This window comes from Porphyromonas circumdentaria (assembly GCF_900167105.1).
In the GTDB taxonomy this organism is placed as follows: Bacteria; Bacteroidota; Bacteroidia; order Bacteroidales; family Porphyromonadaceae; genus Porphyromonas; species Porphyromonas circumdentaria.
Genome location: NZ_FUXE01000008.1, coordinates 17,202 through 37,523 on the forward strand (window position 1 = coordinate 17,202; position 20,322 = coordinate 37,523).

Sequence of the window (20,322 nt, forward strand, 5' to 3'; positions counted from 1 at the left end):
GTGAGGGGTACTTTTAGTAAAATATCTATGTGATAGCCCTACATTAACGAATCACTCTTTGAGATACTCTACCTCTAGTCGTATCAAGAACTACGACATAAGTTCCTGATGGGAGCTCTCCGAGAGAGACTTGTTGAGATGGTGAAGTCTCGCTATAAACAACGGTTCCATCCATAGCATAAACCACGACCTTAGCTACATCACTGCTGTCAGAGATATTTAGCATTGCATCTGCTCCCAAACGAGATGGGAATACATAAGGAAGAGTTGCAGTAGATTCTACTTCTTGATTGCCTACGATGAAAGAATCTGTATTGTAGATAACCTCGATTTCGTAGTTGCTATCGTCCGTACCCTCTTCGTCTGTATATTCACGCAATTGCAAATTATCTGCAATAACAACGCCATTTCTCTTTACTCTATATCCCTTGATCTCTGGGAAAGGAACTGGTTGTTTTCCTTTTGAGAAGACTTCTATATTGTCATTATCCGAAGAAGAACCTGTGTTAGATACAAGTACACGCATTGCTAAATAGCCATCTTTTGGATGCAACCAAGCACCTCTATTGTAGAAATTAACTCCTTCTGTAAATGATGCCAATCCATCAACAGAAACTAAGTTAGAGTCACCACTTCCGTCTACTTGAACCACCCCTGGAGTCTTACGTCCCTGTTTATTCTTAGCTCCAAAACCGATATAAAGGGACTTATTAGGATTAGAAATCTTAAATGGTTTCTTCAATTTCACGGTTACCCATTCACCTGGCTTCCAGTTGTCAGGGACACTAAAAGGTTGTTGATACACATTCTTTGAATCAAACTCTCCGTTACGAATGAATACTTTATAGTCGTCGCTAGATTTATCCGTAGGTATATAACTAACAGCATAAATGTAATGACTTCCTGTTGTTCCAAAATTCTGAAAATAGTAGGAAGGGAACTTAGATGCTACCACTGCATAGACAGGAGGAATAGAAGGAGCACCAGGTCCAAAGAGATCCTTACTTATATAGGTAGGATGAAAGGGTACGAAAGAAAGGTTGCTTGGATAACCAAAAAGAGATATTTCCTGAAGGTTATTAGCCGCTGACCAAGAAATATACTTACCCTTGTTAGAACCAGAATTATTGTTCGCGACTGTTGGAGTTATCGTATTCACTGTGCGCCCTGCGTATATACCTAACTCAACAATATCTGCATCTCCATATTTTTCCTGTGTGATAACTGCGCCATTATAAAGATAACGAGCTTGAACTCCGTATATAACATTCCCAGAATATCCAGCCAAAGCATCATTCAAAGGCTCGACAAAAGTAGTACCCTCTGTAATATCCTTACCCTCTAAGTAATATCCATTACGATAAATACGATACTTAACTTTCCACTCAGATGGGATATTTTCGGTAGAAACAGGGGACCAAGTCAATTTTATATTGTCGCCTTCACGCACTATTCTCAGATTTTTAACAGGGTCCAATGGACGCATGTTCTGGCGCCATGTACCCTCAAGAGTGGTTGCTCCCGTATTATTAGGATCTAAGAATGAAGCCATTTGTGTATGAGGCTTGCCATTTTCCTTAAAGCGATCCCAGTGATCGTGAAGTTTTCCGTAGAACTCGGTTGCTCCAGCACACTTGCCAGCACCTCCAGTAAGAGTACCTACTACCAATTTATTTTCATTAAAGAGGGAAGAACCAGAGGAGCCTCCTTCTGTAGTACCAAATTTATATTTGAAAAAGAAGTGTGCATCCGTAGCCCCATGCTCTGTACCTCTCCACGTTGCACTCTGCACTTGCTCGTCAAGAAGAGCAATTTTTTTAGCATCGCCTGCTGGATGGTGAATACCCGCTCCCTTAGAGATAAGTTTACCCGATCTATCCCAACCATTATAGTAAACTCTGTAAGAAAGAGGTATTTCGTTCTTTAACTCAAGCAATAACCCGTCAGACTGTCCTGAAATAGGAAGATAACTTTTCATTGTACAACCTACCATAGTCTTTCTCCTGGGGAGTGCTCTCTGTCCATTACTACAACCGGGCTTTTCGTAGTGGAAAGAGAAAATCCATCTGTTAAGGTCACTCTGAGGCACTGTGAAGTTAGTTTTCAAACCAGCGCAGTGCGCTGCCGAAATAATCAAAGGTTTGAAATCACCAGCTGTATTGTTTACCAAGTTTCCAGAACAAACACCAATATTTCCTCCAGAAATCATATACATCTGAACAACTCCTGCCTTTTGAGTTTGCCAATCTGCACCCTCGGGGCAGTTAATATTTATCTGGCACTCTTCTTCAGACTTGTCTTCACCTGGATCTGGACTTGGGTCTGGATCTGCACGAAGCACATTCTCTGCAAATATATAGCCTACTCCAGAGATAAGGATACTGGGCATCTCTCCACCAGCTGCAGGTACGTATTCCATAATTACAGAAGAACCAGATAGTGGTTCTGTAGCAAAAGAGCCGTGAGTTGATTTAGTTTCATGAGTATAACGCCCCAACACTTCCTTATGGTCGGGAGTATACAAATAGAGCTCTCCGCCGTTTTTAGGGATGAAAAAATCATCATATATCAAAGCTACTCCTTTGGCAGTACGAGTGTCAATCGCTAAACGATAAATCACTCTGCCATCTGGGAGGCGCATACTCTGAGCATCACGCGCGAAGTTTATATCTGTCTCTATAACCTTTCCGATCGTAAGAGGACGTACTCCCACTCCTTGAGAACTCCACTCAGAAGCAGCACGCACATCATCGGGGTTGAAGTTAGGCAACACATGGATCGTATGTGGAGCTAAATCTGATCTCAGAGAGCTCTGAGACATCTCAAAACTTGCAGGCTGCCCCCCAAAGGATATCTGTGCAAAGGCAGATATCGACAAAGAAGAAGCAAGAAAAGCCCCCATCATTTTGGCGAGCAGTAATCTATTTTTTTTCATCGTATCTATAATATTACTTCAATTTTTCTTCTATTCTTCCAACTTCACAAAATGAATTTATTGAATGGTAGATTTTCAAAAGACTTTTCTCTCACTCCTACTCTATCCTTCAGCTAAATTTTGGTTTGCAGTTACTCAACCAACACTTTGCTACATTGCAGCAGAGAAAACTACGAAGAGCAAAGATAACATAATATTCGAATTACACAAACAGACTAAACCATCAATTTCATCAACAAAAGCAACTCTTTTCCTAAAACATAAACCCAACTAATCCCTCCTAAACAAAAAGCCCTTCTGGAGCTGCAAACTCCAAAAGAGCTTTTGACATAAGAACCTAAAAGTTCCTTTTTAGTACGTATGATCATCAGTCGTTATTTCCTTACGAGTAATCTTGCGTATATCAATAGCTCGCCACGCATAGAATATATAAGCCAAAACAAAAGGTATTATGAGCGACACATAAGCCATAGCACGCAATGTATAAAAACTCGAAGAGCTATTAGCTATGGTAAGAGAGCTCTGCATATCTGCCAAAGAGGGGTAATAGGCAGTGTTATTCCATCCTGCAACTAAAAGCAAAGCAAGTACTGTTATAACCACTCCAACACCTTCTATCCATATTCCCTTACGGAAGTTACGGTTCAGCAGCGTCCAGATAATACCCGCCAAGACCAAAAGCACCCCCAACAAAAAGAGAATTAGTACCACTGGCATCTCTAAGAAATTATGCAAATACTTATAAGGCACCACAGAAATAACTCCCGTGTTAGGGTCTATCGCCCATCCATCCTTAAAGAGTAAGAAGCCCACATAAGCAACAAAAAGCACAACAAAAATCAGGGCATTAGGGAGTAGCGACTTATGAGCTCTTCTATCCGCCTCCTTATCATCAATGTTATTGATAAAGTAAAGCAAGGCTGTAGTTCTTGCTAAGAAGAGAACTGCCAAACCCAGGACAATATTCCACGGGTTGAGGACTGCCTCCAAGCCATGAAGCTGTATACCATTAAAAGGCTGCCATGTAGAGATTGCTCCAGGAGTACTTACAAAGTCGAAAATAGCCTTTTTAGAGACGACAAAATTCGCTCCTGTAAAAAATGTAGATACCGCTGCCCCTAAAAGGATAGGTGCCAAAAGACCATTTATAAATAGAAATGTTTGGAAGGTCTTTTTTCCCCACACATTACCACGCTTCGATTGATACTCATACGATATCGCTTGTATCACAAAGCAAAAGAGGATAAGCATCCAAACCCAATAAGCCCCGCCAAAGCTAGTCGAATAAAAAAGGGGAAAGGAAGCAAAGAAAGCTCCTCCGAAAGTTACAAGAGTAGTTAAAGTAAACTCCCATTTACGACCCACTGAGTTTATAATCATCTTTTGAAGAGTAATATCTTTCTGCCAAGGGAATATAAAAGTTTGTCCTCCCTGCACAAAAAGCAAGAAAACCAGTAATGCACCCAAGAGAGAGATTAATAACCACCAATAGTGTTGTAGCATCGAATAATCCATCATTAAAAACAATTTAGATGTTCCTATTTCTTATAACTCACAAAAGTTCTTACTTACCCTGCTCTGGACCAGCCTTTATAGCCTTAATCATAATATTCAGCTCTGCTATAAGCAAAACGGTAAAGAGAACGGCAAAAAGTACAAAGGTTATAATCACATTAGATGCCTCTAAAGAAGAGACAGCGGCATTTACCGGGAGAATATCCTGTATGGCCCAAGGTTGACGACCCACCTCTGCTAAAATCCAACCTGATTGACTCGCTAAGTAAACCAAGGGCAAGCAAAGAATAGAAAATACATGTAACCACTTCATTTTGGCATACTTATCTGGCTTACGAGAGAAAATAAATACCAATACAAAGAGTAATATAAAAAGCATACCGCTACCAACCATAATACGGAAAGTGTAGTAGTTGACATGCACGTTAGGTACCAACTCGCTACGGTCTTGTATGTGTCCATAGCCAAAATAAGGGAAGTGTTCCTGTATTGTCTTGTTATGCATCTCCATGGCAGCTTGATCATTTTCTTCCATGGCTTTATGATAGGCTGTAAGTGCTCCGAGAGCAATACGTCCTCTTTCCATTTTTTCTTCTGCCGAGAGAGCAACAGTTCCGTCAGGGAGATAATATCCTCCATTCAGAAGGTTGTTGATACCAGGCACGTAACCATCCATCTTGCGTGTAGCAAGGTATGAGAGAGCTACGGGAGCTTTTATATTGAAGAAGAAAGGCTCCTCTACAACATCACCCTTTTTACTCATCTTATCACGGTTCAATACTCCAAAGAGGGAGAGAGGTGCTCCTGTACCATCGACCCTTCTTCCATCGGGAGTAGACTCGCCTCCCTCATAAAGACCTTCCATGGCAGCCAACTTCATAGGTTGTTTTTGTGCCACATTGTAGGCAGAAGTATCTCCTGTTGCTGCAGTCAAGATTACAGCGATCAAACCAAAAGGAGCGATAAGACGAGCATTTGCCAAAGCGAACTCCTTATGTTTGGTGTCTTTTCTAATCAAGTAAATAGCGCAGACAGCCAGAGCAAAAATAGCTCCCAAAACCCAAGTAGAAGAGATCGTATGCCAGAATTTATTTATAGCGGTAGCAGAAAAAGCTACAGCCCAAAAATCGGTCATCTCACTACGCACTGTGGCTGGATTGAATGTAATACCCTGAGGATCCTGCATCCAAGCATTCGCTACCAATATCCATACAGCAGATATGGTTGCACCGATTATAGTCAACCATGTAGATGCTAAATGGAAACGACGACTAACCTTATCCCATCCAAAAAACATCACTGCGATAAAGGTAGCCTCCATAAAGAATGCCAAGATACCTTCTATAGCCAAAGGAGCCCCAAAAATATCGCCAACAAGCCAGCTATAGTTAGACCAGTTGGTACCAAACTCAAACTCTAGTATGATACCTGTGGCTACTCCGATGGCAAAGTTGATACCGAATAACTTTTGCCAGAATTGAGCCCAACGTTTCCAATTAGGGTCGTTTGTACGATAGTAGCGTGTCTCAGCAAGAGCCATAATAACGCCTAAACCCAGCGTAAGAGGCACAAACAACCAGTGATAGCATGCGGTCAGAGCAAACTGTGCTCGTGACCAAGTGAGTAACGATTCAATATTCATACTTCTATTATTTAGGGTATATTCTACATTAAGAAACTCCTCCCATAACCTATCTTAGGAGGAGTTGATATTATTATTTATCTTCTTTCGGTTGAGTTATCTGCTCCATCACAAAAGTAGCCTGCTGCTCCTTATTACCCTGTTGCTTCACTATATTAGGGAAGAAAAAGGTTTTAAGAATGGCAAACATGATGAACAACTTAACAAGTATAATGAGCCAAAGAGTCTTTGAGGTGGGGGTAAGCGTTCGAAACCCATCAAGGTAAAGGTATAAAGCTCTGCGCCAGAATCCCTCTCTCTTTTCTTTACGAATAGAATTCATAATTATCTCCTTTTTATACTGCATGCACTACCTCGAAGACTGACAAACCTTCTACCTACTTTATAGAGGTTTCTCGTAGGGGTAATACCTATTTTGCGTTACAAATATATGGAAATAAGTAAAACTATCGGAAGTTATGGTCGAAAAATACAGTTATTTAACCTCAAATGACATAAGAATTACATCTTAAGCACTCTTAGTTTTGGGGGTCGACATCAAACAGAATACGTACCCGACGTGCTTCCAATGAATTTTCCCTTAGAGCATTTATACGCTCCCTTAGTATAGAACGAATGGCATAAGAAGAGACCTTTGCTTGTAATCGTAAAGTTATCTGACGGATATACTGTAAACGAACCCGAGAAACATAGGGCTTCATAGGCATACTCACGGCACTAAAATAAGATGAATAACTCTGTAAAGAAGAAGATAATTGCCGCACAACCAATGCAGCATCTTGCTCCTCTGTCGCCTTTACTATAATAGTAATGAGGCGAACAAAGGGAGGAAAATTGGTCAAGCACCTCTCTTCTAAAAGTTGTTCCATAAAGAGTGCATGGCTTGAGGTATATCCATTATCTTGTATCTTTTCTTGCTGCAAAAGGGTCAAAAGAGGTCTTTCGGGGTCGGATGTTTGAAGCAAAACACGAGCATCGGGATACTTTACAGAAAGTTGGTAGAGGAGATTAAAGACATTTTCGTCTGTTCTAAAATTAGAAATAGACAGCATCCTGTCCAACTGCGTTACACCTATTAAAGTTACACCCTTTATAGGTGGGAAGTGCATCAACATTTGAGTTCCTACATAAATAGAAGAGGCCGCCTCCTCTAAATTCTCACGTAAAGACTGTTTTTGCTCCTTACTACGGAACGTATCTACATCTATCCTTGTTATGGGAACATCGGGGTAAAGAGTTGCAAGTTCGTCCTCTATTCGTTCAGAACCAAATCCCTTTAGTTCCAATATTTCGGACGAAGCAAAATCACCCACACTACTGCATTTGGGACACTCCGATGGAAAAGAGATTGTATATCCGCAATAATGGCATACCAACACATTCCTTCTTTTGTGATAAGTAAGGCTCACACTGCAATGGATACACTTCAGACTTTCATGGCATCTATTGCAGAAAACATAGGGAGCAAATCCTCTAAGCGCAGAGAGTATAATCGTCCTTTCTCCTCTCTGTAACCTTTGCTCTATGGCCTCTCGGAGGGGGAGAGTAAAAAGCTTACCATACGCAAGACGTTTGGTAGAGCGTTCATACTGCAAATCTATCGCTTCTATGGAGGCTCGTCGCACGGGATGCGTGGCGTTTATACAATGATATTTTCCCTGGGCAACATTGTAGCAACTCTCTGCCGAGGGAGTAACCGAAGAAAGTAAGATAGGGATACCCAGCTTTTGGGCACGGGCAATCAATAAATCGCGCGCATGATAACGAGGAGCGGGTTCTTGCTGTTTGTAAAAAGTATCTTGCTCTTCTGCCACTATTACCAAGCCTAAAAGATGTGCAGGCAGAAGGGAAGCTGTACGGCTACCAACGATAAGCAGGGGGTCATCCGTCCCCATCATACGATAGCGCAAAGCTGCGCGCTCTCTCATTGAGAGTGTGCTTGTGTAGAGGCATATGGGTATATTGTAAAGAGACAACTCCCTCTGAATAGAGCCCGAAGCTTTATCTAAAATTGTACTCTGGGGGAGCAAGAGAAGTACACGTTTACCGCTCGCTATTATCCAACGAATATGCTGTCCTAAATAGTGCATCTCCTCCTTATAATCGGAAGCTATATAAAGAGTAGGTTTATCAACAGGAAGATTTACCTCTAGGGAAGTCGATGTTTCTCGATGTTTCTCGGAAGAGGGTTCTGTTTGGTAAACTATCTCTAAGATGCCATCTGCGAGTAAACAACGTAGAAGTTGTTGGGTAGAAGGTTTATCCAGAGTTAGCTTTTTCTCGGGTACTAAGCCCCCGAAAGAGAGGTTTTCCTCCTCCTGTAGTGTAATTAACCGCTGTATCAGACGCAAACGAGCTGGTTTTCGATGAAGATTATCAATTAAAGTTACAATAGCATCCTCCGTTCGGTAAGCAGGGGTAAAACCGACACAGCGTGTTCCAATCCTGTTAGAAGCTTTGTGAATATCTTCTTCTACCGAGAGTATCCCCCTCTCCAGAAGTGCCTCGAAAAGCTTCATTTTGCGAGTACCTATTATATTGGAGAGTAATAGGTCGAAACGTATTTTATTCTTATAAAGCCGTCGAAGAGTCTCTACAACAAGGGCTTCATCGGGCGGCAGTTGCACCTCGGCCTTATCTAAATGTATGTAGACGATGGTTTCGCTTTCTGGTATCAAAGTTGTAGGTAATGAAGCTCTCAGAAAATCTCCAGGGGTAGCCATATAATAGTGAGCTGCCCACAACCAAAAATCAATCTCCTCTTGAGTAACAATAGGTGTCTTATCGGGCAAAGAAATCAAGGGTTTTATCTTTTTCCCTTTCGCCTCACTATTATCTTCCGTAAGAGAGGCAATAATACCAACGTAAAACCTTTTAGCTCCAAACTGCACTACACACCGCATCCCTACAGCCACTTCATTAGCTATTTCTACAGGTACGCTGTAAAGGTAGCTGTCTTCTAAATTAAGTGGCAGCAGGACGTGTGCAAACATATACTACTCTTTAATGAGATTGAGGCAGATGAGAGAGATATTCATGCATCGAAGCAGCAGCCTTACGACCATCTCCCATAGCTAAGATAACGGTAGCTCCCCCTCGTACGATATCTCCTCCAGCGTAGACATCTGGCAAATCTGTAGCATTACTTTCGTTGACAACAATGGTACCCTTGGAGGTAACATTCAGTCCCTTAAAGGCATTCGGAACGAGAGGATTGGGCGAGACACCTATACTCACAATAACCACATCTACGGGAACCTCTTCGATAGCCCCTTCAATGGGAACAGGCTTTCTTCTGCCCGAAGCATCTGGTTCTCTCAATTCCATTTTTTGCAATAGCATAGCACTTACTCGACCCCGTTCATCGGGCAAATATTCTATCGGATTGTGTAGAGTGAGAAACTCTATACCTTCTTCTCGCGCATGGGCTATCTCTTCTACACGAGCAGGCATTTCCTCTTCGCTACGGCGATAAACTATCATGGCGCGCTCTGCTCCTAAACGTTTAGCCGTACGCACAGAGTCCATAGCAGTATTTCCCCCTCCAATAACAGCTACCGAGCGACCTCTGAAAACAGGGGTTTCGCTATCTTCTGCACCTGCATTCATCAAATTGACACGAGTCAAATACTCATTGGAAGACATCACGCCCACCAAGTTCTCGCCTTTGATTCCCATAAAGTTGGGCAAACCAGCACCCGAACCAACAAAAAGACCCGAGAAACCCATCTCATGAATATCGTCATACGAAAGGGTAGCCCCTACTATTGTATTCGTTTCAAAGGTTACTCCCATACGGCGCAAGAGATCGATTTCGGCGTCAACTACCTCATTGGGCAAACGATACTCGGGAATTCCATATTTAAGAACTCCCCCAATTTCATGCAAAGCCTCAAATACTACTACGTCATAACCCAGTTTCGCCATATCTCCTGCAAAAGAAAGACCTGCAGGGCCACTACCGACCACGGCTACTTTTTTGCCATTACGAAGATGCATCTCTGGAATCTTCATAGTACCATTAACTCGCTCCCAGTCTGCGGCGAAACGCTCTAAATACCCGATAGCGACAGGCTCTTTTTTCATAGTATGATATACGCACTGACTTTCACACTGACGCTCTTGCGGACAAACACGACCACAAACAGCGGGAAGAGAACTTGTCTCTCGCAGAATGGAAGCAGCCTCTGCGAAATTACCCCTCTCTATCTCCTTTATAAAGCTGGGTACATGGATACCCACAGGACAACCATCCATACAGGTAGGTTTTGCGCAATCCAAGCAACGCGCAGCCTCTAAAAGAGCTTGCTCTTCGGTGAGCCCCTTATTAACTTCGTCTACCAAGGAGGTTATACGATATGTAGGGTCCAACTCGGGCATTTTAACGCGTTCTATACTGCTACGCTCACGAGCAGAACGACTCTTACGAAGTGTCTCACGCCACTCTTGTTTACGGCGCTCGGTAATTAGTTCACTGGTATTCATACACTGTATCTCTTTCAATCTGTCCAAAATCTTCTTTATTTCCCTTGATCTTTGTATGAGTTTAAACGCATCAAAAGCTCGTCAAAATCTACTTCATGCGCATCGAACTCTGGACCATCTACACAAACGAAGCGGCGCTGTCCACCAACTGTAACACGGCAGGCTCCACACATTCCCGTGCCATCTACCATAATTGTATTAAGGGAAGCGACTGTAGGGATATTGTACTTCTTAGTCAAAGCCGAAACGAACTTCATCATAATAGCTGGGCCGATAGCCACACACTTGTCAACCTTTTCACGCTTAATAACCTTCTCAATACCATCTGTTACCAAGCCTTTTTCGCCCAAAGAGCCATCATCAGTCATGATAATAACTTCATCACTGGCGCGACGCATCTGCTCTTCGAGGATTACGAGATCTTTGGTACGAGCCGCCAAGACCACGATAACTCTATTACCTGCAGCATGAAAAGCCTCAACAATGGGGAGCAAGGGAGCTACACCAACTCCACCACCAGCGCAAACTACCGTACCTACTTTTTCAATCTCTGTAGCTTTGCCCAAGGGACCCACTACATCGTGTACGTAATCTCCTTCTTCTAAAGCGATTAATTTTTTAGAGGAACTCCCCACACCCTGCACAACCAAAGTTATAGTGCCCTCTTCCAAATTGGAAGCAGCTATCGTCAGGGGAATACGTTCGCTGTGGTCATCAGCTCGCACAATAACAAAGTGCCCCGCCTTTCGTGCTTTGGCAATACGGGGAGCCTGAATGCGCAACATCGCCACATTAGGCGAGAAGTAACGCTTCTCTACGATTAAATTCATTGTTTTCCTTATTTGTCTCGAAAGATTATATAAATAGAGGCCGTGAGAAGTTATAAACCAGGCCAATAATTTTTATATTCAGATGGGATTTGAGCCTCGACCTCTTGCTCTACTTCGTCAGGTAGATTGAAAAAGAAGTCCAATCCCGTTTTCTGCTCCAACTCGTCTATAGAGCAAGTGAGAGGAGCCAAGCCTCCCTCCTGTTCTTTATTTCTTTCATGGCTAATCCAAAAAGCCAAACCTCTCCATACCGTACCATTCTGCACCAAAATGGCCATCCAATAATGTTTGGGCACCGCTATTTTCCTACCCTGAGAGGTAAGCTCATACTCTCCCTCACGTAGCGTACCCCCCTTGGCAACATACATTTTATCGACCAACTCAGGAGAGCGCACCCAATCCTGTACAGTACGCTCTAACTGTTGCCAAGCCACTTGATTGAACTTTGCTCGTTGCGGGCTCATATTGGTATAGTAAAAAGTCTGAGCATTAGCCTCCTTAGAGAAAACTCTATCAAAAGAAGCTACCAAGTGTCCTCGATCAAAACCTTTATAGTCAAGTCTTCCCACTTCAAATTCAGTGGGAACAAAAGGATCCCACCCCCATGCATCGGTTCGCTTTGTATGAACAGCTCGGGTTACTTCATCGAAACTAAAGCAAACCCAACGAGCATGGTGCAACGGCGTATGATACTCCAAAGAGAAGTTTACCCTCTGTCCTTTTTCAACACGGTGGGTAACAAAATAGTCCTCTTTAGAGCCACTAAAGCGAGGTAACTCTATCAAGTCTATATCTCCCAATATATGCTCGTCTCCTAAACTACCTAAGCCATCTTTTCCTTGCTGAACAATGCGTACAGAGTCTCTCAATTGATTATCATTGCTCGCAAGATATACATACACTTCTCGCTCTGCTGTTTCGTTGGCTACAACTTCGATAAAAACTTGGTGTGCTCCTAAATCTCCATTCGTTTTTCCCAAACGCAACCAATCTGCCGATGATGGTTTAACAGAGAGTACCCACCGACAGGGAGACTTTAGAAACAATGTTTGACTTCCTCCATTCGGAGAGAAAACAATCGAATGGCCATTGGTTGCATTCGTTACTTTTAATTCTGGATCGTTATAGGGTGGCCGCTTTTCGCACGAAGCTCCCTGCAAGAGAAAAGAAACAACGAAAGCAAGCAACGATATTTGGAAGCGACTCTTGTTTTCTTTGAGCATAGCTCTATTAAAAAATCTCATTGACCAACTATTTTATAGCGTTACCCTTTACAGGGCACAAAGATACCATTATATCGGTAACGGATATAACAAATCTTCTTCTCCCTTAATGATTAAAAGAACTCAATCACCCGATTTTGGCAGAGAAGTTTGGAAAGAGTATTTCAAATAGATATTTATTGGATTAGTTTTTATTATAACTTTGCTCACAAGGGAATGCTTAAAAGAGAAGAAAGGAGCTATTACAAAGCATCTCTGTACGCGAGACTAAGGTCAATAGCGTACTCCATAAGAAAACCATTATACTATGTGGTACTCCTCTTTCTCTTAAGAGCAGCTTTACAAACAGTTTTCACAAAGAGTTATACTTTAGAAAGATAGCTTACAACATTATTAACTTTAAAATAGAATCTTATTGTTATGAAGTTTTTTGTAAAAAGACGTATTACTCACACCACTCTTATAGTGGTATTTTTGACCCTCCTACCCTGCTCTTCTCTCTTTGCTCAGCACAGGGTAACTATGACTACAGAACATAAAATAGGGGATAAGCTCAATCGAGACGACTTTTGGGTGAATGAAGATAGCGGCGTGGGGGTAACCATCGTAGGACTTGAAAAAATAAACAACAGTACCCACAAAGTTACGTCTCAAAACATCGAAATCACAGGTAATATAACAGAACTCAACTGCGGAGACATCAAGCTCACAGCATTGGACGTAACGGAAGCCCCCGAACTTACCAACTTAGACTGTAGAGGCAACAAACTGCCCTCTCTGGATGTAAGCAAGAATACCAAGCTTACCTACCTTGCTTGCGGAGGTAATCTCATAACCTCTATTTCGCTTCCCAACCACAAGGCTCTTAAGTTCTTAAACTGTAGTAGAAGCCCATCACTTAGCAATGTAGATCTCTCTGGAGTAGAGGCTTTGAAATCTCTGTATATACATAATTGCCCTTTGTTAGAGAGTGTAGATCTTTCAAAAAGCTCCAAATTGGAGATAATACATGGGTTTGAAAGCAACCTAAACGCTCTCGATGTTTCCAAAAGCCCTTTATTAGAGACACTCAATATATATGGGAACAAAATAAAAAAGTTAGACCTTACAGAAAATCATAAACTAATCACTCTCTCTTGTTACCAAAATGAGTTGGAATCTCTATTGATCTCTTCTCAGGCTCCTCTAAACGGGATCCACATTTACCATAATAAGCTTGACCGCGGGGCTATGTTTGAGTTTATACAGTCACTTCCTAAAAACACAGAAGCACCCATAAACATCTACGTTATAGATAAAAACACCGTAGTTCCTTCAGAGAATGTTTGCTCCAATACACTTGTCTCTTTGGCAAAAAAGAAAGGATTTGTAATGTATGACTTTAATGGTTCTGAAGAAAAAGAGTATTTAGGAGAGGGCGAGTATCCTACACTAACTTTCACTACAGAGATTCCAATTAATGAAACTCTAACGATGCTAATTGAGGGAGAAGATGCTCTCGTCTATGATGGTCTGGTAGAGGTAAGTAAAGGGGTTTTCAAAGTACTTGAGCCCAATGTACTTATAGAAGGTAGTGTGACGAAGCTCTCCATTCCAAAAGCTAAGTTGACCGCCTTAGAGACCTCCTTATGCCCTACGCTATCTCTCCTTGATTGTAGTTCTAATGCTCTTTCCTCTTTAGACTTAAGTAATAATGAACAACTCAAAGAGGTGCGATGCGAGAAAAATTTACTCGCAGAACTTCGAGTAACTCCTAAGGCTCCGCTTCTCCTTGTACACTGCCACAAAAATGCCATAAAAGGCAAAAAAAGTTCTCTCCTTATTGGAAGCCTTCCCAGCTATAAGGACACTCACATGGCAGAAGAAGCCCAACTCTGTATTATAACAACAGAAAAAGGAGAGAACAACGCTTTCTTAGAGGAAGATATTGCCATGGCAAGAGAAAAAGGTTGGAAAGTATACCGTTTCAACGGAACGGAGTATGAACTCTACACCTCTATCGAGGAAATTATAAACTCTGGTATCAACATCGCTTTTGACAAAGAAAGAAAAGAGTTCAGCATCGAAAATCTATTGGGACCTACGGAAATCGTTGTTTGGAGCCTAACGGGCGAAGTTGTATATCGAAACTTAGCAAGGGGAAATGCGACAAAACTAAACTTAGATTTCCTCCCCAGCGGAGTTTATCTACTCTCTATCGGCAAAAAAGCAGTAAAGATCGTTTTGTAAAAATCCCTTCCTCTTTGTAGGAATTCGTTTCAAAGCCCTTCCTCTCCCCAAAAGAGAGGGAGGGTTTTCTATATACATGCTACTGCTACCGCGTCGAAGATAGGGGTAACACTAAGACTTTGAACAGCCCTCTTGGTGAGATTTCACAACAGGGCTGATAAGGACAAAGCTGATAAGCAAGACTTGAAACAAAAATATTAGAAATCACATCGGTACTTGTTTCCTCCCCAAGATCAATAGTAACCCCTCCAATACTCTTTTATCTAACCGCCTTAAAATAGTTTTCTACACCTGACAAAATCAATAGCTTTCGAACAAATCTTTATTTTCAATCTACGTATATATATATTCAACTTAAATATATGTATATTCAATCTAAATATATATGTATTCAATCTAAAAATAGAGAACACTTCAGGAGAAAACATTTTTTACCTCAATTCCTTTCAAGGTTTTCAACAGAAAGAAAGGAGGATTTTTTGAGGAAAGAAAAAATTTTTCAGAAGAGTGAGACCCTCAAAGTAGCAATATAAAAAGGCTTGCAAGGTCTAAAAAAGAGCTACTTGACCTATCTCCCCAAAGACAAGCTATATAACTGATATTCACAGTCATTAACGAAGTATTCCCTTCCTTTCGGCACTCTCACACCAACAATCAAGGGATTGATTTAGTGTCCTTCAAGAGAATTTTTCGACACAGCAAAAGGGATTTATGTTTTGGTTGTATCAGATTTATTACTACCTTTGCAAACGATTTGAGCTACGGCTCTGCATTTGGTTCGTTGGCCGAGAGGTTAGGCACCGGTCTGCAAAACCGTCTACGGCGGTTCGAATCCGCCACGAACCTCAAAAACCAAAACCTCGGAATGATTTTACCAATCGTTTCGAGGTTTTTCTTTTTAGGCACAAAAAGTTTTTTCGTCCTCTCCCTGCACTTTCTATACCTTATTATAATGTCGTCGCAGAAACTGCAGCAAGCCTATTTCATCAAACTTTTCGCAAGACTTTGCAAAAGGCAAGCATTACAACCGCCTCTATATCTGTAAAAGCTCTGAGTAAAGTCAAAAGAAACCACTATTTTTGAGGGTAAATATGGGTCTGAGTGGGCTTGCGAATATATACTTTTAAGGGGGTATAATACCCTTTCAGAATTGTGCATAGCACCAAACTTCAACCCACATTACTCAATCGTAAAAAAATAGAGACAGTAAACGCAACGATGGCGAAATTAAAAGTTGGAGATACCGTACGTTACCTGAATAGTAAAGGGGGAGGTATCGTACGTCGTATAGTAGGAAAAGTGGCTTGGGTAGAGGGCGAAGATGGATTTGAACTCCCCACCCCCATTCATGAATGTGTGGTTGTAAATGAAAAGGATACTTTCATACCAGCCTACCGCACCCCTCAAGAGATAAAAGAGGAGGAGCAACGACGCAAAGAGGCTCGACTCGGTGCCCAGTCTACCCTATCGAAAGCTCCGCAAACTTCAGTAACAACAGCTACCCCTCCCCCTGCCCACCTCTTTTTGCCCGAGCGTCCCGAGGGAGAACTAATATCGCTATACTTAGCTTGGCTCCCAGAAGATTACGCAACTTTCAGTAACGGAGATATGGAGTGCTATCTCATCAATGACAGTAACTACAATCTCTTTTTCACTTATTCCTTAGCTCAAAACAATGGCTCTTATCGGTTAGTAGCATCGGGAGAGATAGAGCGAGATACCAAGCTCCTTATCGACACCTTTTCTCTGTCGGAACTCAATGAAAGAGAGCGTATTCACATTGCCATTATCCCCTATAAAAAGGGACGTAAATATATCCTCAAAGAGCCCTACTCGATAGACCTAAAGCCCGACGGGGTAAAGTTTTTCAAAAGACACTGCTTTACCGACAATGATTTCTTTGATGAAGATGCGCTGCTTGTATCCTTGGTAGAGAAGGATAAACAGAAAGGTGGGCGAGAAGAGGTTTCTCCTTCGCTTTTGAAAGAAGCTCTGGAAAGTAAAAAATTTCAGGCAGAAAAGGAGCATAAAAACGGCAATGCAGAACACAAAATGCCTGCTCGCAAGAAACCCAGCAACACACCTATTGAGATAGATTTGCATGCCTCTCAACTACTTACTACCACGCAAGGGATGTCTCCTACAGATTTGCTCAAACATCAATTAGATGAGTTTCACAAGGTGATGAAGGAGCATATCAACCATAAGGGGCAGAAAATAGTCTTCATCCACGGTAAGGGAGAGGGCGTATTGCGTAAAGCGATTCTTGACGAACTAAAACGTAAGTACCCTAAAGCTTCGGCGCAAGATGCCTCTTTTCAAGAGTACGGGTTCGGTGCAACTTTAGTAACTATCCATTAATACGAGGTAACTGTACCCATGGCTGTAGAGATTGAACGCAAATTTTTAGTCCGAAGCGAGAGCTTCAAACAAGAAGCAACTCATTCGATTCTAATCAAGCAGTTCTATCTGCCACCCTCAACCGAGGGAGAAACGTTGCGAATACGCTTTGTAAACAACACTGCCTTTCTTACCCGCAAAGGCTTATCCACTCCCGATGGGTTAGCTCGCACCGAAGAGGAGCATCCTATCTCGCTTAAGGAGGCAGAACAAATGCTTCAATCTCCATTGATAGGCTCCATCGAAAAAATGCGATACTACGTTCCCTTCGAGGGTTTTACTTGGGAGGTCGATTGCTTTTTGGGCAAACTAAAAGGGCTCATTATAGCAGAAGTAGAACTTAAGAGCACAACAGATACTCCCCCTCTACCCGAGTGGATAGGAAAAGAGGTAACAGGCGATATACGTTACTACAATGCTCAACTATCGATAGCGCAATCCGTTCCCGAATAAACTCCAATCAACATGTATTTTATTACCACTTTATTATATTTATGAACAAGAGATTCTTTTTAACCCCAATTCTTGCATTTCTAATCTCCTCGGCTCTCTATGCCGATGGTGGTATGTGGTTAATGCAACAAATCAATGGTCAGATGGAGCGAATGAAAAGCCTTGGTATGCAACTCGAGGCTCTTGACCTTTACAATCCTGAAGGTAACTCCATAAAAGATGCTGTTGTACTCTTTGACGGAGGGTGCTCTGGTGTATTGGTTTCTGACAAGGGATTACTTCTTACTAATCATCATTGCGGTTATGACCAGATACAGCAGCACAGCACAGTGCAGAATAACTATTTACAGGATGGTTTCTGGAGCTATACCCAGCAGGAAGAACTCCCCAACCCTGGTCTTGAAGCCGAGATTGTAGACAGGGTCGATGACGTTACCGAGGCCGTGAAAAAAGAACTCAGAAAAATAAAAGATCCCAATAGCATGGACTATCTTTCGCCTAAGTTCTTGTCCTCTTTAGCCCCTATCATTGTTGGGAAAAAGATGGCCTCTCGACCTGGTTATCGTTACGAGATAAAAGCTTTCTACGGAGGAAATCGCTACTATATGTTTACGAAAAAAGTTTTTTCCGATGTGCGTTTAGTGGCAGCCCCCCCAAGCTCAATCGGCAAATTCGGGTCCGATACGGACAACTGGGCTTGGCCTCGACACACGGGAGACTTCTCCATTTTCCGCCTTTATGTAGATCGTAATGGCAATCCAGCTCCTTACTCAAAAGATAATGTACCCTATACCCCAAAGAAGTTCATTCGCATCAGTGCAAAGGGTGTACAAGAGGGACAATTCGCTTTCATCATGGGTTTCCCTGGTACTACTTACCGTTTCTTTACCGCCGATGAGGTAACCGAGTGGAGTGAAATAGACAATAACATCCGTATCGAGATGCGTGGCATACGCCAAGACGTTATGCTCCATGAGATGCTATCGGACGAAGCGATTAACATCATGTATGCTTCTAAATATGCCTATTCACAGAATGGCTATAAGCGTGCACAGGGTGCAAACTGGGCTATACGCCAGCGTGGGCTTTACAACACTAAGCTCCAACAGCAACAAGAAGTAACGAGATGGTCGCAGCAGCAAGGTAATATGCTTACGCAAAATGCCGTACAAGCAATATCAAAGTCTATCGAACAGCGTAAAGACCTCCGTAGGCGTCATCGTTATCTCTTAGAGGGTATTCTCACAGGAATAGAGTGTAGCAAAGCTCCCGTTCCCACATCCGAACTAATCGACTCTTGGGATAAACCCGCCCTCCGCAAAAAAGGATTGGATAACTTGAGAAAGCAGTTCGATGCTTTCTATAATGCAGACTATAGTCCTCGCGTAGACAAGGCTATTGCCATAGCACTGCTCAAACGCTATACCCAACGTATTGCACCCGAGAAACAGCCCGAGGTTATCCGCCTTGGCATTACTCAAACAGGTTCGGTAGAAGCCTTTGTAGAGTATATGTTTGAGCACTCTATTTACGTCTCAAAGGAAAAGTTCGAAGCATTCATGCAACACCCCGACAAACAGCAACTTCTCTTTGACCCTATGGGTATGTTTGCAGCATCGGTACGTGCAGAATACACCGATCTTATAGCGCAAATGGCAGCTTTCGACGCCCCTTTGGCAAAGGCGCAAAGAGACTATATCGGTTCTTGGCTGGCAATGATAGGAGAAGAAAAGCTCCCTGCCGATGCAAACTTAACTCTCCGTATCACCTATGGACAAATTAAAGGATATTTACCCCGTAACGCCGTAGCCTATGGCGCAAAAACCACCTTAGATGGTGTTATGGAAAAGGAAGACCCTAATAACTGGGAATATGTGGTTGCCCCTCGCCTTAAAGAACTATACGCTAAGAAAGAGTTTGGGAAATATGCCAACTCAGACGGTTCAATGCCCGTGAACTTCTGTGCAACAACGCACACGACGGGAGGGAACTCAGGCAGCCCTGTATTCAATGCCCAAGGCGAGTTAATAGGTCTTAACTTCGACCGCAACTGGGAAGGTGTAGGAGGTGATATAGAGTACCTGCCCAACTACCAGCGGAGCATTATCCTCGACATTCGTTATCTTCTTTTTGTCGTGGACAAATTTGCTGGATGCCAACGATTGATTGATGAAATGAACCCTCAATTTTAATCTTCTTATGGACAACGAGTTTTTAGCTCTCGAAGAGAATATAGTACGCATGCTACGCACCGTGTACGACCCCGAGATACCCGTCAATGTCTATGACCTCGGACTGATTTACAAGGTCGATGTGGGAGAGCACGGCATTGTAACGATAACGATGACCTTGACTGCTCCCAACTGTCCCGCGGCGGACTTTATTTTGGAGGATGTACGCTTGAAAACAGAGAGTGTAAAAGGCGTGGAGCGATGCAATATCGAACTCACATTCGAACCAGCATGGCATAGAGATATGATGAGCGACGAAGCAAAACTGGAGCTCGGATTTCTCTAACAACCGCTTTCTCTCCTCTATCCTCCTGCTAAATAACAGTTGGAGGGATAAAGGGAAAAACTAACTACAAAAAAGGGTATGACCCCATCCAAG

Annotated in this window: 13 protein-coding genes and 1 tRNA gene; 6 read left to right on the top strand and 8 right to left on the bottom strand. The window is 42.4% G+C overall.

Annotated elements, in window-relative coordinates; genetic code table 11:
• Positions 1–43: 43 nt before the first annotated feature.
• The 8 genes from B5D06_RS04590 to B5D06_RS04625 all read right to left on the bottom strand — a co-directional run bounded on the left by B5D06_RS04590 (position 44) and on the right by B5D06_RS04625 (position 12,651).
• Positions 44–2,935, bottom strand: a complete 2,892-nt coding sequence (locus B5D06_RS04590) for a T9SS type A sorting domain-containing protein (protein WP_078736845.1) — start codon at positions 2,933–2,935, stop codon at positions 44–46.
• 351 nt (positions 2,936–3,286) lie between these two features.
• Positions 3,287–4,450 (bottom strand): cytochrome d ubiquinol oxidase subunit II, encoded by a 1,164-nt coding sequence (locus tag B5D06_RS04595; protein ID WP_078736912.1) that lies wholly within the window; start codon positions 4,448–4,450, stop codon positions 3,287–3,289.
• A gap of 49 nt (positions 4,451–4,499) precedes the next feature.
• Positions 4,500–6,092, bottom strand: coding sequence for a cytochrome ubiquinol oxidase subunit I (locus B5D06_RS04600; RefSeq protein WP_078736846.1), 1,593 nt, complete (start codon positions 6,090–6,092; stop codon positions 4,500–4,502).
• A gap of 73 nt (positions 6,093–6,165) precedes the next feature.
• Positions 6,166–6,414, bottom strand: coding sequence for a DUF4492 domain-containing protein (locus B5D06_RS04605; protein WP_078736913.1), 249 nt, complete (start codon positions 6,412–6,414; stop codon positions 6,166–6,168).
• A 196-nt stretch (positions 6,415–6,610) separates the two neighbouring features.
• The gene (gene priA / locus B5D06_RS04610) at positions 6,611–9,085 is read right to left on the bottom strand and encodes a replication restart helicase PriA (RefSeq protein ID WP_078736847.1); all 2,475 of its coding nucleotides are present in this window, start codon (positions 9,083–9,085) and stop codon (positions 6,611–6,613) included.
• A 10-nt stretch (positions 9,086–9,095) separates the two neighbouring features.
• On the bottom strand, positions 9,096–10,577 hold the full coding sequence (gene gltA, locus B5D06_RS04615) for an NADPH-dependent glutamate synthase (protein WP_078736848.1): 1,482 nt from the start codon (positions 10,575–10,577) through the stop codon (positions 9,096–9,098).
• Positions 10,578–10,612: 35 nt separating this feature from the next.
• Complete coding sequence (locus B5D06_RS04620) at positions 10,613–11,407, bottom strand: sulfide/dihydroorotate dehydrogenase-like FAD/NAD-binding protein (protein ID WP_078736849.1); 795 nt, start codon at positions 11,405–11,407, stop codon at positions 10,613–10,615.
• A gap of 50 nt (positions 11,408–11,457) precedes the next feature.
• Positions 11,458–12,651, bottom strand: coding sequence for a DNA/RNA non-specific endonuclease (locus B5D06_RS04625; RefSeq protein WP_078736850.1), 1,194 nt, complete (start codon positions 12,649–12,651; stop codon positions 11,458–11,460).
• A 399-nt stretch (positions 12,652–13,050) separates the two neighbouring features.
• Between B5D06_RS04625 and B5D06_RS04630 the strand changes: the two genes are divergently transcribed.
• From B5D06_RS04630 to B5D06_RS04655, 6 genes are all read left to right on the top strand, one after another.
• Complete coding sequence (locus B5D06_RS04630; protein WP_078736851.1) at positions 13,051–14,859, top strand: leucine-rich repeat domain-containing protein; 1,809 nt, start codon at positions 13,051–13,053, stop codon at positions 14,857–14,859.
• 775 nt (positions 14,860–15,634) lie between these two features.
• Positions 15,635–15,705, top strand: a tRNA-Cys gene (locus B5D06_RS04635).
• Positions 15,706–16,077: 372 nt separating this feature from the next.
• Positions 16,078–17,220, top strand: a complete 1,143-nt coding sequence (locus tag B5D06_RS04640) for a DUF2027 domain-containing protein (RefSeq protein ID WP_078736852.1) — start codon at positions 16,078–16,080, stop codon at positions 17,218–17,220.
• Positions 17,221–17,238: 18 nt separating this feature from the next.
• Positions 17,239–17,712, top strand: a complete 474-nt coding sequence (locus B5D06_RS04645; protein WP_078736853.1) for a CYTH domain-containing protein — start codon at positions 17,239–17,241, stop codon at positions 17,710–17,712.
• 41 nt (positions 17,713–17,753) lie between these two features.
• Positions 17,754–19,904 (top strand): S46 family peptidase, encoded by a 2,151-nt coding sequence (locus B5D06_RS04650; protein ID WP_078736854.1) that lies wholly within the window; start codon positions 17,754–17,756, stop codon positions 19,902–19,904.
• A 7-nt stretch (positions 19,905–19,911) separates the two neighbouring features.
• Entirely contained in the window at positions 19,912–20,229 is a 318-nt protein-coding gene (locus B5D06_RS04655) for an iron-sulfur cluster assembly protein (RefSeq protein WP_078736855.1), read from the top strand.
• Positions 20,230–20,322 lie beyond the last annotated feature (93 nt).